This window comes from Marinomonas lutimaris (genome assembly GCF_019426345.1).
GTDB lineage: Bacteria > Pseudomonadota > Gammaproteobacteria > Pseudomonadales > Marinomonadaceae > Marinomonas > Marinomonas lutimaris.
Genome location: NZ_JAHLLW010000001.1, coordinates 644,683 through 659,158 on the forward strand (window position 1 = coordinate 644,683; position 14,476 = coordinate 659,158).

Below are 14,476 nucleotides of genomic sequence, written 5' to 3' on the forward strand. Positions count from 1 at the left end.
GGATTTCACTTCATATGGGGCTTTCTGCTTTTGCGGTGAAAAATACAGTTGACTTAAACTTCTTGAACAGCCACTTTCTCTTTTTCGAGAATCTCTTCAATCGCACTTTTAAACACTTCTGCTGGCTGTCCACCAGAAATAGCGTAGGCGTTGTTGATGATGACAGTCGGAACGGATGTGATGCCATTTTGCTGCCATTGTTGTTCTTGTAAGCGCACTTCTTCAGCAAAATAGCCATTCTCCAAAATGCCTTTGGCTGCGGCGAGGTCTAAGTTAACACTGGCAGCTAGGTTGGCAAGTGTTTGGTAGTTACTGATGTCTTGATTATGAGTGAAATGCGCTTTAAATAACGCCACTTTAAGTTCCGCTTGTTTGCCTTCTAGATGTGCCCAATGTAGTAGGCGATGTGCGTCAAAAGAGTTACGCATGCGACTTTCCGAAGTGAAGTTGAAATCAAAATCGACTTCTTTACCTCGGGCTTGGATCATTTCTCTGTTTTGGTCTGATTGCTCTTGATTAACACCGTACTTTTCTGCGATGTGCTCGTTTAGATTTTGACCTTCTGCTGGCATATCTGGATTAAGCTCGAAGGGGCGATACGTAACGGTTGCGTCGACTTTATCTTTTAGCTCTTCAAGCGCTTTACTTAAGTTGCCTAAACCAATCACGCACCAAGGACACATGACATCTGAGATAAACTGAATATCTAATGATTCTTTCATGATGTTTTCCATTCTCAATATTAAAAAGACAAAGTTAAAAATCGCATATTGAGAAAATAAATTGGGGCAAGGCAAAGGATTAAAAGTGAGTTTTTTCAATAGTGATTATCGTTGCTCATAATTTACACAATACTGAGTAAGCTAACGAAGAATAGACCTGTCATGATCATAAAAAGTTTGTTGCTGATTCTTTTATTGTATGATGTTATACATCTTGGGCTGCGGGTATGGTGCTTTCTGTTCAGCTCCACAAAAGGCTTTTGTTTAGCTCGGCAAGGATAAAAATAAAAATGACGATATTTAACAAATCAATGAATGGCATGTTCTCTGGAGCATTACTGTTTATGAGCGCAACAGGATTAGGAATGATGTCTCAGAATACCAATGCGAGTCAGTATGTGTATGTTTCCAATGCAAAAGACAGCACGATCACTCGGTACCTTCTAGATAACAAGCAGGTAGATGGCAAACAGATTAAGTTAGTGCCTCTTGGCAGCACAAAAACCGGTAATAATGTAATGCCGTTATCAGTCAGTCCAGATAAGTCTCATTTATACGCATCTATTCGTTCTGAACCTTTTCGTATTATCTCTTATCGCATTGATCCTGCTTCAGGGGATTTAGCTGAGGAAGGTGAAGCGAACTTACCTTCGAGTATGGCGAATATTGATACGGATAAATCGGGACGGTTTTTATTTGCAGCTTCTTACGGTGGCAATTTGATCAGTGTTAGTCCTATCAATAAGACAGGCGTAGTGACCAGCGGTGCACAACAAGTATTAAACACGGGGCGTAATGCTCACGCTATTCATGCCAGCCCAGATAATCGTTTTGTATTTTCTTCTAGTTTGGGTGACGACCAAATTATGCAGTATCGATTTGATTCGCAAACTGGGAAATTAACGCCCAATACGCCAGCGGCAGTAAAAACCGAGCAGTATGCCGGACCGAGGCATTTTGTCTTTTCTAAAGATGGTCAATACGTCTATGTTCTTGGAGAGCTGTCAGGAACGGTAACCACGTATGCTTTTGATATCAAGACAGGGTTGTTGACACTCAAAGGCGAAAGTGAAGGTGTTCCTGCAAAAGCCTTGTCTTTGGAAAACGGTGTGCCACCTTCTATGAAAGCCAGTAATGATCACCCTAAAGTGTGGGCCGCTGATATGCATTTGTCAGCGGATGGTCGCTTTTTGTATGTATCTGAACGAACCAAAAGCATCATTGCAACCTTGTCGATTGATCAAAATACAGGGCTGCCAAGCTACCAAAAAATGACTCAAGTCGAGCAACAGCCTCGTGGGTTCGCTATCAGTAATGATGGTCAGTTTATGGTGGTGTCTGGTGAGAAAGATGCCAATTTAGGCTTGTATCATATTAATGAGAAGACGGGCGAATTGACCAAAATCGATGAAGTTCCAACTGGCAGTGGGGCAAATTGGGTCGAGATTGTTGACTTTTGATAGCTGCAGGATAAGTAAAAAAGCATCCCGCCAACTCTCTAGTTTATACAGAGTAGAAAGGATGCTGTTTTATTAGTGATGGCGGTTAAACAATCCCTGCATCCACGATAAAGTTTTGACCAGCACAAGCGCGGCTGTCCTGAGAGGCAAGGAATAGGGCCATGGCGACAATATCGTCTGGCTCAATACGGAATTTCAGCGACTGCACATCGATAAATTCTTGATCCAATTCAGGCGTTAACCAAAGTGCTTTTTGGCGTTCTGTTACTACCGCACCAGGAACAATGGAATTGACTCGAATGCCGCGAGGGCCAAGCTCTCGTGCCATGGTGCGTGTCATTGTGTGGATCGCACCTTTTGATGTAGTGTAGCCCACCATACCAGCACGGCCACGCATCCAACTGATGGAGCCCATATTGATAATGCTCGCGCCTTCTTTCATCCATTTAGCGGCCGCTTGCATGCCAAAGAAATGCGGGCGCATGTTGATGTTTAGGCAGTTATCCCAGTATTCCGGTGTGACGTCTTCGATTTTATGACGGTCATCTTTGCCCGCGTTATTGATCAATACGTCTAAGTGGCCAAGCTCTTGTGCTGCATCGTCAATGGCGGATTGCAAAGCCGCAATGTCGCGCACGTCGACTTTTCTAAACCAAGGCGTCACTTTGAATTCGTCGGCCAGTTTTTGGTTTAACGCCGTAGAGCTAGCGTCATCAATATCGATGTACGCCACATGTGCGCCTTGTTTCATAAAGTGATGAACAAGGAATTCGCCAATCCCTGAACCACCGCCAGTGATAAACACGACTTTGTCTTTTAAGGAAGGGTATTGGTTGGTTAATGTCGGCATGTATTATTCTCCGATCGACAAACAATGGGTGTGCTCATGGTGACATGAACACACCCTACAAGTTTTAATTTATCTGCTATTTATCTAAACCGGCAACACAAACGTATTTAGTGTTGATGTAGTCTTCAATGCCGTATTTAGAGCCTTCACGGCCAAGACCGGATTCTTTATAGCCACCAAATGGCGCAACTTCTGTAGCGATGACGCCAGCATTCACTCCGACTAAGCCTGTTTCTAGTGCTTCTGCTACGCGGAAAATACGACCAATATCGCGAGAGTAGAAATAAGACGCTAGGCCGTATTCGGTGTCATTTGCCATGGCGATGACATCGTCTTCTGTTTCAAACTTGAAGACGGGTGCCAAAGGACCAAAGGTTTCTTCTTTGGCAAACAGCATGTCTTGTGTTGCGTTGGCGATAACGGTTGGCTGATAGAAGTTGTCACCCAATTCATGATGTTTACCACCAGTGATGATTTTACCGCCTTTGCTGATCGCGTCTTGTACGTGTTCGTCCACCTTATCGACCGCAGCACGGTTAATCAGCGGGCCTTGTTCTACACCGCTTTCAGTACCGTGGCCAACTTTCATTGCTGCAACTTGCGCGGCGAATTTCTCGACAAAGGTGTCGTATACACCTGCTTGAACATAAATGCGGTTTGCACAAACACAGGTTTGGCCAGCATTACGGTATTTAGACATCATGGCACCCGCCACCGCGTCATCGATGTTGGCATCGTCAAACACAACAAAAGGTGCATTACCGCCCAGTTCAAGAGAGACTTTTTTCATAGTGTCAGCGCAGTCTTTCATCAGTAATTTACCGATAGGCGTAGAACCTGTGAATGTCAGCTTACGAACAACGGATGAGTCCGTTAGGGTTTTGGCGATGGTGCTCGCTTTACCCACAACGATATTAATAACCCCCGCTGGAATGCCGGCTTCAATCGCTAGCACGCCCATGGCCAATGCGCTTAATGGGGTTTCGGAGGCGGGCTTGATGATCATGGTACAACCTGCCGCAAGTGCTGGACCTGCTTTACGAGTGATCATGGCAGCAGGAAAGTTCCAGGGCGTAATAGCAGCACACACGCCAACCGGTTCTTTCATTACCAAGATACGACGGTCTGGTGCGTAAGTTGGAATCATGTCGCCATAAATGCGCTTGCCTTCTTCGGCGAACCATTCAATGAAAGATGCCGCGTAGCCGATTTCACCACGAGATTCTGCTAAAGGCTTGCCTTGCTCAGCGGTCATGAGCTTCGCTAAGTCTTCTTGGTTTTCCATTAATAGGTCGTGCCAGCGACGTAACAATGCCGCGCGTTCTTTGGCGGTTTTCTTTTTCCATGTTTTCTGAGCGGCTTCGGCAGCGGCAATCGCTTGTTGTGTTTGCGCAGCACCAACGGTCGCAACAGTTGCTACTAATTCACCATTTGCAGGGTTAAATACATCTAGCGTGCTGCCTTCTGAAGATTCGACCCACTCTCCATTGATTAAACATTTTGTTTGTAGGAGTGCTTTGTTCTTTAGTTTAAGCATTGCGTTACCTCTCGTTATTGAATACGTCTTATTTTTAGGTTGTTACGATTTTGTCTGTTTCAAGTGATTATTTTTTTTGTCGCTGTTTTTGCTCACTATTTTTACTGAGTAATGGGATAGTTCTTGACTTCTCTTATGTCTTATATAAGAGTTATATCATAAGTTTGAAGAAGCCGTAAACAAGCATCGTTGGTCAAGCGGTTAAACGATAAAAATAAACACTGTAAGAACAGGACAGCATCATGGCAAAACGTATCGAAGACCTGCGCAGTCAGCGTTGGTTTGCTCCTGACAATATGCGAGCTTTTGCGCATCGACAACGTACGCAACAGACTGGATACAAGCGCAGCGATTTCATGAATCGCCCAGTTATTGGCATCATCAATACCTGGAGCGACATCAGTACTTGTCATACTCACCTTAGAGAACGTGCCCAGTTTGTTAAAGAAGGCATTATTCGTGCCGGCGGTTACCCATTAGAAATGCCTGCCATGTCACTTGGTGAAGTGATGGTAAAGCCAACTACCATGATGTACCGAAACTTTCTTGCGATGGAAACGGAAGAGCTGCTGCGTAGTCACCCGATTGATGGCGCGATTTTAATGGGCGGTTGTGACAAAACCACACCGGGCCTATTGATGGGCGCCATCAGTATGAATATTCCTGCTATTTATATTCCCGCAGGCGCCAGTCTAAACGGTAATTTCAAAGGCGAAAAAATTGGTACGGGCACTCATACTCGAAAATATTGGGATGAAAAACGTGCCGGTAATTTGAGTGATGAAGACTGGCTTGAATTGGAAGCAAAAATGACCCGTTCTGTGGGAACCTGTAACACCATGGGTACGGCGTCTTCGTTAACCTCTATGGCCGAAGTGTTGGGTTTTTGCTTACCCGGTTCTGCTACCATTCCTGCGGCCGATTCGGCTCATCAACGTCTGTGTTCTTTGGCCGGTGAGCGCATTACCAAAATGGTGTTTGAAGACCTAACGCCTAAATCCCTAGCCACAAAAGAAGCTTTTGAAAACGCCATTGTCACCTATGTCGCGCTGGGTGGTTCCACCAATGGCATTATCCATTTAATCGCCATGGCTGGGCGTGCAGGCATTGATTTACCTATGTCTTTGTTTGATGAATGGGCGCGAAAAGTGCCGGTCATCGCCAATCTTATGCCCGCGGGCGAATACCTAATGGAAGACCTGTTCTACGCGGGTGGCTTGCCGGCTTTATTAACGCGTCTTAAAGATTTCTTGCATCTGGATCAAGGTAACGTGAATGGTCGTACTTTGGGTGAGAACTTGGATGGCGTCGAAATCTACAACGAGGATGTGATTCGTTCTCTAGATAACCCAGTAAACGACCGCGGTACGATTGGTGTGATCACTGGAAACCTATGCCCAGATGGTGCGGTATGCAAACCCTCTGCGGCGTCCCCGCATTTGTTAAATCATCGCGGTAAAGCCTTGGTGTTTGAAAACCACGCTCAAATGACGGCGCAGATCGACGACCCTGACCTTGATGTGGATGAGAATACCGTTTTAGTGCTTAAAAATGCTGGGCCAATAGGCGGTCCGGGTATGCCTGAATGGGGTGGGTTACCGATTCCGAAAAAGCTTTTGCAGAAAGGCGTGCGTGACATGGTGCGTATTTCAGATGCACGCATGAGCGGCACCCATTACGGCACCTGTATTTTACACGTTGCGCCTGAATCTTATGTTGGCGGGCCGCTGGCCTTTGTTCAGACCGGCGACTGGATCGCCTTGGACGTGGAAAAACGCACGCTGAATTTAGAAATTAGTGATGAAGAAATGGCGGCTCGTAAAGCGGCTTGGGCACCACCACCACCAAAGTTTGCGCGTGGTTATGGCGCTATGTTCTCAACCCATGTCACCCAAGCAAACCAAGGGTGCGACTTTGACTTTTTACAAGGTGACGCTGTCATCGATGAACCGGAGATATTCTAAATGAGCAAGACGATTAACCCATTTAAACAGCGTTTACTGGATGGTCAGAAGTTGGTTGGTGGCTGGACTCTGTCTGGTAGCCCAACGGTCGCAGAGGCTATGGCGTTTTTGAACTATGACTATTTGGTGGTGGATTTAGAACACAGCCCTGCCAGCATTCATGACACTACGCCGATTTTGCGTGCGGTTGAGCAAACGCCAACCGCAGCGGTAGTTCGTATGCCAAGCCACGATCCGATTGCCATTAAACAAGTATTGGATCAGGGCGGTATGACCTTGTATTTTCCATTTGTTGAATCGGTTGAAGAGGCAAAAGCCATTGTTCAAGCCAGCATGTATCCGCCATTGGGTAAGCGCGGCTTTGCCAAAATGCACCGAGCGGCGCGTTATACCACTCGTGAAGATTATCCTGCAGCGGCCAATGAACAAGTGTGTTTGATTCCTCAGCTTGAAACAGTCGAAGCGTTAGAGCTTGCGGTAGAAATCGGCAAGGTGGAAGGCGTCAGTGCAGTATTCATTGGTCCTGGAGATTTGTCGATGACAATGGGCTTGCCAGGTCAGGTTAATCACCCTGATGTGCGCGCCAAAATCGTGGCTTGTGTGACTGCCTGTAACCAAGCGGGGATTCCTGTAGGAACGGTTATGCCTACGCCTGACGATGCAAAATGGGCGTTAGAAGTTGGCTTTAGTTTTGTGTCGATTGCCAATGATCTAGCCAATATGCTGGGGCAGTGTAAGGCGCATTTGGCGCAAATGAAGAATTCATAAAGGTGTCTCTATGCTTTTATTAACAAGAATAATAACGTTTCTGGGGCAGATAAACTCTGCCTTCGTGTTCGTTTTCAAGTATCTGGCAATCACAGCGGTGGCAGTGATGACGGCTTCGATTCTCGTTCAAGTGTTTTGTCGTTATGTACTTAACGATTCATTACCTTGGTCGGAAGAGTTGGCGCGTTATCTGATGGTTTGGATGACGTTTTTGACTCTGCCAGTGGTGTCTCGTGCTAAGCAACATGCGGCACTCGATATTATTTTGGGGGCTTTACCAAGACGCTTGAGCTTGCTGCTAGAGCTTGTGCTGTATGTGTTGATTGGGATTGTCCTGTATTACGCGTTTAATAAAAGCTTAGATTTCGCTCTAAAAGGGACGCGCATGTTAGCAACGGCGCTGCCGATTACCAAAGCTTGGTCTTATATGGCGATGCCAGTTGGCTTTGGCGTCATGATGCTGGTGTATATCGAGTTTTTCTTGATTTGTACTGTGCGTCTTTTTAATGAATCTAGTGACGACAAGTTTGTGTTGTCTGATAGCGAAAGCGAGGCATAACCCATGGGCATTTCATTTTTCTGGATTTTGCTTTCTGTCATGTTTTTGGGGATGCCGGTTGCGTTTGCCTTGTTGTTTGCGCCGGGTTTGAGTCTGTTTTTAGAAGGCAAAGAGATGTTTTATCTCTTGCTGACGCAACGTTTGTACAACGGCATTGATAGTTTTCCTTTGATGGCGATTCCGTTTTTTATGTTGGCAGGTGAAGTGATGAACCGCAGTGGCATTACCTTGTCGCTTGTACAAGTAAGTCAAGCCTTCATCGGTCATTTGCGTGGTGGTCTGGCGCAAATCAATATTTTATCTTCTATGTTGTTTGCCGGTCTTAGCGGTTCGGCTGTAGCTGATTGTTCAGCGTTGGGAAAAATGCTGATTCCAGCGATGGAAAAGAATGGCTACTCGCGTCGTTTCGCCGCAGCTGTAACAGCGGCGTCTTCTGTAATTGGGCCGATTATTCCACCAAGTGGCATCATGATCTTGTATGCGTTTGTAATGAACGTGTCGGTTGGTGGCTTGTTTGCAGCCGGTCTTGTTCCAGGCTTTTTGGTGGGGGTTAGCCTAATGGCAATGACGTGGTTTTTGGCACGTCGTCGAGGCTATAAAGTGGCCTCTGAAAAGGCTTCTTGGTCAGAGCGTGGTACGGCAGTTAAGCAAGCTTTTTGGCCGTTGTTGACGCCAGTTATTTTGCTTGGCGGTATTTTGTCTGGTGTATTTACACCAACAGAAGCGGCGGCTGTCGCGGCTGCCTACGCTTTGGCTGTTAGCTTGATGTCGAAAACCATGACAGTGAGTAGCTTGCCAAGCTTGTTTTACGCGACGGCGAAATCGTCTGCGGTGATTTTGTTCCTTGTCGGCAGTGCGGTGGCGTTTTCTTCGGTGATCAGTCTATCTGGCGCGCCACAAAAAGTCGCTGCAATCATGGTTTCTCTTACTGAGAATCCATTGTTACTACTGCTGATTATTAACTTGCTACTGTTGTTTGTCGGTATGTTCTTAGACGCAGGTCCGGCGATTCTTATTTTGGGTCCTATTCTTGGCCCTATTGTGACGCAGTTTGGTATTGATCCATTGCACTTTGCCATTGTGATGTGTGTCAACTTAACCATAGGTTTAACGACGCCCCCTATGGGTTTGGTGTTGTTTGTTGCATCCAGTGTAAGTGGCGAGCGAGTTGAGACAATTAGCCGAGAAATGCTGCCTTATTTGGCGGTCCATATCTTTGTTATTTTGCTCATTACCTATATCCCAGCATTAACGATGACCTTGCCTCGTTTGCTCGGTTTTGCCTCCTGATGAAGGGGGCAGCACTGGCGAGTTTAAGTGTGTTTGAGTACAGAAGAGACGAGGAAGGCTTTTATGCTTATGGATAGTTCGAGCCTGCTTTTATTATTGTTTTTTGCGCTCGGCAGTTACATTCAGGCGACGACGGGATTCGCTTTTGGATTGATTGTTGTGAGTAGTGTGTCGGCATTAGGTTTAGCGCCCATTGAAGTAACAGCGTTTGCGGTGAGTGTGTTAAGTCTTATTAATGCGGGGATTGGGCTTTATGGTGGGCATTGGAAACAGGTAAATCTTCGAGCTTTCTGGGGATTTATTCTACCCTGTCTACCCGCAATATATCTTGGAGTATGGTTGCTTGGTTACCTTGGCGAGAACGCATTAGGCTGGCTTAAATTTAGCTTAGGTTTGTGTATTGTCGTCAGCAGTTTGGTGATGATGCTACAAGCCCATAGGGTGAGAAAAGAATCTTCTGCGGGGGCTTTTGCTGTCAGCGGCGTAATAGGTGGGGTAATGGGCGGCATGTTTGCGACTTTTGGTCCGCCGATCACCTTCATGATGTATCGCCAGCCAGATGACCAAGCCAGAATACGCGCGACCTTATTAGGTATATTTTGTTGTACGGCGGCATTGCGTGTGGGGTCTGTTAGCCTTACTCAAGGCGTTGATATTGAAACGTGGCTATTGTGTGCGCTTGGCTTTCCTGTGGTTGTTATAGCGACCTTAGTTGCGAGAAAGTTTCCCGTTCCAATCTCCGCTAGAGCGATGCGTTTCGTGGCATTTAGCTTGTTGCTATTGTCGGGTGTTAGCTTGATGTGGCAGGGGGGTTAGATAGGAAAGGTTTGAATAAATAGACAAGAGCGCGTGATCTTGCTGTCATGCGCTTTTTTGTTCGTTAATTTATTGAGCTAGTTAATTGAGTTCGACAAGATAATGTAGGTCTTCGCTGTTGGCGCGGCTGATTCGGTATTCCACGGTACGTCCGTCTAATGCGCGAGCAGTACGCATTACTTCTAGCAAAGGCTGTCCTGCTGCGATGTTTAAAACGCTTTGGTCTTGTTCATCGGCTAACACGGCTTTTAGTCTGTCCGTGGCTTTGTGAACGGTAATATTAAAATGCTGTTGATAGTAGTGATACAAGGAATGTGGCAGTTTTTCCTCTTTATCTAAATCCGTAAAGTAACGATGAGGAAGGTAGATCAGCTCACGTATCGAGGCTGTGTTTTTTATTGAGCGTACACGATGGATTTCAATGACTTTTTCTTCTGGCGGCAGTTCGAAAAGAGTGCGTAGTTTATCATCCGGTGTGATCAATCGCATTTCGAGTAACTGCGCATAAGGCAGTTCGGGAACATCACCGTTATCACTTTTAAAATGAAAAAAGTGGAACATCATTTTTTGTAATGTGTGTTCGGATACAAATGTGCCAACGCCTTGGCGACGAAATAAAACATTGTCTTCGGTTAATGCGTTAAGAGCTTTTCGGACTGTGCCTTGGCTGACACCGAGTAGATCCGCCAGTTGGAACTCACTCGGTAATACCTCACCGGGCTTCCAAATACCTTCAATAATTCTCTCTGTAATCAACTCTTGAACCTGTTTGTACAGAGGTTTGAAGATAGGTGATGGCTGCGGTGTAGTGTCTGTCATGGCTTAACCTGCTGTGATTGTTGCTCTTAGAATACGCAAATGAGATAAAAAAATCTGTTCTTTTCTTGCACTTTGTGTCTTATATAAGATATAAAACAAGTTATAGCAATATAATCGTTCATTTGCTATCAATTATCGTCTGACGATACGTTAAAAGATGAACGGCTGGTTTGTTTGATTACTTGCGTGACTCAGAATAAAAATACGTGATCCAAGAATAAAAAATACGGAGCCTTCGAAATGAAAAAAACCGATTTACTAAAAAAGACCACAGCTGCTTTTGTTCCAACGCTCATGGCGGCGAGTTTGTCTCTTGCAGCTTTGCCTGTATTGGCTGCGGATTATGAATTCAATATTGTGCATCTTTCCAATACCAGTGATGAAGATTATGACGGCGCGGTGGTATTGAAAGACTATGTCGAAGCGCAGTCTAACGGTCGTATTCAGGTTAATATTTATTCTGGTGGCCAGCTATGTGGCAACCCAACAGAATGTATCGAAGCGCTTCAAGCCAACTTGATTCAAGTATTTAATACCACAACTGGTGGCCTAGCGAATGTTTTTCCAGAAATTCAGGCGATTGATATTCCTTATATTTTCCCTACAGACCGGGTTGCTGAATGCGCGCTAAATAACGAGATGTTAGTTGGGCCATTACGCAAAGAGCTGTTGGATCGAACTGGTTCTATGCGTCTAATGACCATTGGTAATACTGGAGGCTGGCGTAACTTTGCAACAACCAATAAGCAAATTAAAACGCCTGCTGACGTGAAAGGTTTGAAGATCCGCACGATCAATTCTCCTATTCAAATGCAGCTTGTGAAAGCCATGGGTGGCAGTCCAACGGCAGTGCCTTGGCCAGAAGTGTATACCTCATTAGCAACCGGTTTGGTGGAAGGCACGAAAAATGGCATTACCGATATTATGGGCATGAAGTTTAACGAACACATTAAATACATGACCCTTGATGGACACGGTTATATGGCGTCTATGTGGTGGATGAATAATGACTCCTTGAAAGATATGCCAGAAGATCTTCAGCACATCATGATGGATGGTTTCGATGCGTTACGTGAAGTGACAACCGTAATGCCAAAACGTCGTCAGATTGAAGCCTACAATGAGTTTAAGGCATCTGGCGGTACGGTTTATGCGCCGACAGCAGAAGAAAAAGCGCAGTTCCAAGAAGCGGCGAAACCAGTACGTGATTGGTTCGTTAATGAATATGGCGCTAAGTGGGTTGAAACCACAGAAAATGCGGTTAAATCATGTGAAGCATCTATTAATGACGCTTACATGGCGCAGAACTAATCTTAATAAATCTTTCTGAACTGTGATTTTCCGTTAGGCCAGTGCTTGCACTGGCTTTTTTTTGCCTGTTGTTTGGTGTTGATAATTGTCGAGTTTTATTGTTTTGGCACCTGCGCTTGAAGGTGGGCGATTAATCTTTCCATCAAGGGCGTTAGGCTGTTTTTACGCCATATAAAGTGGATGTCGAGCTCTGGTAACACGCCATCAATCGGGCGGTAAGTTAAGCCTTCTCGTTGGTCGAATTGTGTGGATTCTGGAACAAGTGCGATGCCCACACCAGCGGCCACTAGGGTTCGGGTTGTTTGAGTCAACCGAGCGATTTGCACAATATTAGGCTCTACGCCGGCAGCATGCAGATGATGCATGATTTGGTCGTATAAAGATGGGTGAGCTTGTCTCACAAATGAAATAAACGGCAGTTGGTGTAAGTCACTTAAAGGCACACTTTCTTTTTGCGCAAGTGGATGATTCTCTGGCAAGGCGAGCAGGTGTTTTTGCGTTTCATAGCCTTGGTGTTCTAGGTCGGTGATGTCCATTAGGGGATTAAGGAAGATCATCGCCAAATCGATTTTCTCTGTTCTTAGGGCATCCAAGGCATGGGTCGTGGTCATTTCTTCTAGGTTGAGCGTCACGCCATGATTGTCTTGTTTGAACTGAGCAATGCCTTTGGAAAAATGCGGCGTACCAGCGGCCCAAACAAACCCAAGTGACAGGTTGCCTGAGGTGCCGTTGGCAACACTACGGACTTGTTCTTGTATCTTTTCCCAGTCCTGTAAAAGTGCCCTTGCTTGAGGTAGTAAGGCTTCTCCTGCAGGCGTCAGAGAGACTTTTTGGCTACTACGCTCAAAAAGTACGGCGCCAATTTCATCTTCAATGGCTTTGATTTGTTGGGATAGCGGTGGCTGGGCAATATGCAATCGAGCCGCTGCGCGTCCAAAATGCAGCTCTTCCGCTACGGTAATAAAATACTTTAGTTTTCTAAAACGCATGATATCTTTTTCATATTAAGCATGTGATTAACATATATTAGACATAATGATGTGCTTTTCCTATCTTAGCCTTACAAAATAATTCTAAGTTAGGTGAGACACCATGAGCAGAGAAAAAATCGACGGACAGCTTTTTAGCTACACAGGCCCAGCCTTTCATTACATCAATGAAGAGGAGCGTCACTTCTTCGCCAAAGAGCCAGCGCAGTTTCGTGTGAACCTGATAGGTTGCGGCATGATTGGCATGGAACACATGCGCGTGGCGACTCGCGTTGGTCGTTCTGCTATTCATGGTGTGTTCGATCTAAACGAGCGCAGCGTAAAAGTGGCAAAAGAAGAGTTTGCGAAAATCACTGATGAAGACTTCAAAGTCTACAAAACGCTAGAAGCCGCGTGTAATGACCCTGAAGTTGACGGTATTTTAATTTGTACGCCTAACTTTACTCACCTTGATGTTTTAAAAGTAGCGATCAAATCGGGCAAGCACATCTTCATGGAAAAGCCGATGGCGACCAAGTTAGAAGATGCCTACGAAATCACCAAAATGGCGAAAGAATATGGCGCTGTGTTGCAGATCGGCTTGCAGTATCGCTATAAATCGATTTATTCCGAAGCCATTCATGAAGTGCTAGAACGCAAAGCGGTCGGTGAGGTGAAGATGATCAACATCATGGAACACCGTATTCCCTTCCTTGATAAAGTGAATCAGTGGAACAAGTTCTCTAAATTCTCTGGCGGTACGCTGGTGGAAAAATGCTGCCATTACTTTGATTTGATGAATTTGTTCGCCCAGTCTCGTCCAGTACGCGTTTATGCTAATGGTTCCCAGTCTACCAATTTCCGTGACTTCGAGTTTAAAGGCGAAAAATCTGACATTCTGGATAGTGCGTTTGTTACCGTAGAATATGAAAATGGTGTTCGTGCTGGCTTTAATCTTTGCATGTTTGCGCCTATGTTCCATGAAGAGTTGCTGGTCTGTGGTGACGAAGGTCGTGTAAAAGCGGCTGAAATTGAAGACTTCAGTGAAAACGCGCGTTTGCGTACCGAAATGGAAGTTTTCTGTGGTCAGAATCGTCCGTCTAAAACATCACAGCCAAGCTACCCTAAATTGATCGAAGCGTCTGGCCACAATGGTGCAACCTGGTTCGAGCATATTGCTTTTGCCGATCAAATGGCTGGCAAAAAAACCAACAGCGCGACTGTCGAAGAAGGGTTCTGGTCTGTTGTGGTGGGTTGTGCAGCGGAAGAGTCAGTAAAAACCGGCAAAATTATCGAAGTTGCAGAGCTGCTTAAATCTAAAGGGATTGATCTTTAAATAGCCGAAAAGCCAAGTATACCTTAGCCCAGCCCTGAAGTGACCCCCAATAGTTGGACAACCAATATTGGGGGTT

General features: G+C 45.5%; 13 protein-coding genes. 8 read left to right on the forward strand and 5 right to left on the reverse strand.

Annotation, left to right across the window (positions count from 1 at the left end):
• Positions 1-53: 53 nt before the first annotated feature.
• On the reverse strand, positions 54-722 hold the full coding sequence (locus KPL72_RS02875; protein WP_219701782.1) for a DsbA family oxidoreductase: 669 nt from the start codon (positions 720-722) through the stop codon (positions 54-56).
• 290 nt (positions 723-1,012) lie between these two features.
• On the opposite strand from KPL72_RS02875, the gene KPL72_RS02880 reads away from it, so the two are divergent.
• Positions 1,013-2,182 carry a lactonase family protein gene (locus KPL72_RS02880; RefSeq protein WP_212917461.1) on the forward strand — a complete coding sequence of 390 codons (1,170 nt, stop codon included), beginning with the start codon at positions 1,013-1,015 and terminating at the stop codon, positions 2,180-2,182.
• Positions 2,183-2,267: 85 nt separating this feature from the next.
• Here the strand turns inward: KPL72_RS02880 and KPL72_RS02885 are convergent, their stop codons facing one another.
• The gene (locus KPL72_RS02885; RefSeq protein WP_219701783.1) at positions 2,268-3,032 is read right to left on the reverse strand and encodes an SDR family NAD(P)-dependent oxidoreductase; all 765 of its coding nucleotides are present in this window, start codon (positions 3,030-3,032) and stop codon (positions 2,268-2,270) included.
• A gap of 76 nt (positions 3,033-3,108) precedes the next feature.
• A complete protein-coding gene (locus KPL72_RS02890; protein ID WP_219701784.1) occupies positions 3,109-4,569 on the reverse strand; it encodes an NAD-dependent succinate-semialdehyde dehydrogenase in 1,461 nt (486 codons plus the stop codon).
• A 242-nt stretch (positions 4,570-4,811) separates the two neighbouring features.
• On the opposite strand from KPL72_RS02890, the gene araD reads away from it, so the two are divergent.
• The 5 genes from araD (at position 4,812) to KPL72_RS02915 (ending at position 9,966) form a co-directional block, all read left to right on the forward strand.
• Positions 4,812-6,533, forward strand: coding sequence for an L-arabinonate dehydratase (gene araD, locus KPL72_RS02895; RefSeq protein ID WP_219701785.1), 1,722 nt, complete (start codon positions 4,812-4,814; stop codon positions 6,531-6,533).
• A complete protein-coding gene (locus KPL72_RS02900; protein WP_219701786.1) occupies positions 6,534-7,301 on the forward strand; it encodes an HpcH/HpaI aldolase family protein in 768 nt (255 codons plus the stop codon).
• Between the two features lie 10 nt (positions 7,302-7,311).
• On the forward strand, positions 7,312-7,860 hold the full coding sequence (locus KPL72_RS02905; protein ID WP_219701787.1) for a TRAP transporter small permease: 549 nt from the start codon (positions 7,312-7,314) through the stop codon (positions 7,858-7,860).
• A 3-nt stretch (positions 7,861-7,863) separates the two neighbouring features.
• Positions 7,864-9,150, forward strand: a complete 1,287-nt coding sequence (locus KPL72_RS02910; RefSeq protein WP_219701788.1) for a TRAP transporter large permease — start codon at positions 7,864-7,866, stop codon at positions 9,148-9,150.
• A gap of 63 nt (positions 9,151-9,213) precedes the next feature.
• Entirely contained in the window at positions 9,214-9,966 is a 753-nt protein-coding gene (locus KPL72_RS02915; protein WP_219701789.1) for a TSUP family transporter, read from the forward strand.
• Between the two features lie 81 nt (positions 9,967-10,047).
• Here KPL72_RS02915 and KPL72_RS02920 read toward each other — a convergent pair whose 3' ends face one another.
• Positions 10,048-10,785: a GntR family transcriptional regulator gene (locus KPL72_RS02920; RefSeq protein ID WP_219701790.1), complete on the reverse strand. Its 738-nt coding sequence runs from the start codon at positions 10,783-10,785 to the stop codon at positions 10,048-10,050.
• Between the two features lie 240 nt (positions 10,786-11,025).
• Between KPL72_RS02920 and KPL72_RS02925 the strand changes: the two genes are divergently transcribed.
• Positions 11,026-12,096, forward strand: coding sequence for a TRAP transporter substrate-binding protein (locus tag KPL72_RS02925; RefSeq protein ID WP_219701791.1), 1,071 nt, complete (start codon positions 11,026-11,028; stop codon positions 12,094-12,096).
• Between the two features lie 95 nt (positions 12,097-12,191).
• On the opposite strand, the gene KPL72_RS02930 is transcribed toward KPL72_RS02925, so the two are convergent.
• On the reverse strand, positions 12,192-13,085 hold the full coding sequence (locus KPL72_RS02930) for a LysR family transcriptional regulator (protein WP_219701792.1): 894 nt from the start codon (positions 13,083-13,085) through the stop codon (positions 12,192-12,194).
• Between the two features lie 103 nt (positions 13,086-13,188).
• Between KPL72_RS02930 and KPL72_RS02935 the strand changes: the two genes are divergently transcribed.
• Complete coding sequence (locus KPL72_RS02935; RefSeq protein ID WP_219701793.1) at positions 13,189-14,400, forward strand: Gfo/Idh/MocA family protein; 1,212 nt, start codon at positions 13,189-13,191, stop codon at positions 14,398-14,400.
• Positions 14,401-14,476 lie beyond the last annotated feature (76 nt).

Coding starts and splice junctions, on each gene's coding strand:
- KPL72_RS02875 (WP_219701782.1), bottom strand. CDS start 722: ATGAAAGAATCATTAGATATTCAGTTTATCTCAGATGTCATGTGTCCT.
- KPL72_RS02900 (WP_219701786.1), top strand. CDS start 6,534: ATGAGCAAGACGATTAACCCATTTAAACAGCGTTTACTGGATGGTCAG.
- KPL72_RS02910 (WP_219701788.1), top strand. CDS start 7,864: ATGGGCATTTCATTTTTCTGGATTTTGCTTTCTGTCATGTTTTTGGGG.
- KPL72_RS02905 (WP_219701787.1), top strand. CDS start 7,312: ATGCTTTTATTAACAAGAATAATAACGTTTCTGGGGCAGATAAACTCT.
- KPL72_RS02925 (WP_219701791.1), top strand. CDS start 11,026: ATGAAAAAAACCGATTTACTAAAAAAGACCACAGCTGCTTTTGTTCCA.
- KPL72_RS02920 (WP_219701790.1), bottom strand. CDS start 10,785: ATGACAGACACTACACCGCAGCCATCACCTATCTTCAAACCTCTGTAC.
- KPL72_RS02885 (WP_219701783.1), bottom strand. CDS start 3,032: ATGCCGACATTAACCAACCAATACCCTTCCTTAAAAGACAAAGTCGTG.
- KPL72_RS02935 (WP_219701793.1), top strand. CDS start 13,189: ATGAGCAGAGAAAAAATCGACGGACAGCTTTTTAGCTACACAGGCCCA.
- KPL72_RS02930 (WP_219701792.1), bottom strand. CDS start 13,085: ATGCGTTTTAGAAAACTAAAGTATTTTATTACCGTAGCGGAAGAGCTG.
- araD (WP_219701785.1), top strand. CDS start 4,812: ATGGCAAAACGTATCGAAGACCTGCGCAGTCAGCGTTGGTTTGCTCCT.
- KPL72_RS02915 (WP_219701789.1), top strand. CDS start 9,214: ATGCTTATGGATAGTTCGAGCCTGCTTTTATTATTGTTTTTTGCGCTC.
- KPL72_RS02890 (WP_219701784.1), bottom strand. CDS start 4,569: ATGCTTAAACTAAAGAACAAAGCACTCCTACAAACAAAATGTTTAATC.
- KPL72_RS02880 (WP_212917461.1), top strand. CDS start 1,013: ATGACGATATTTAACAAATCAATGAATGGCATGTTCTCTGGAGCATTA.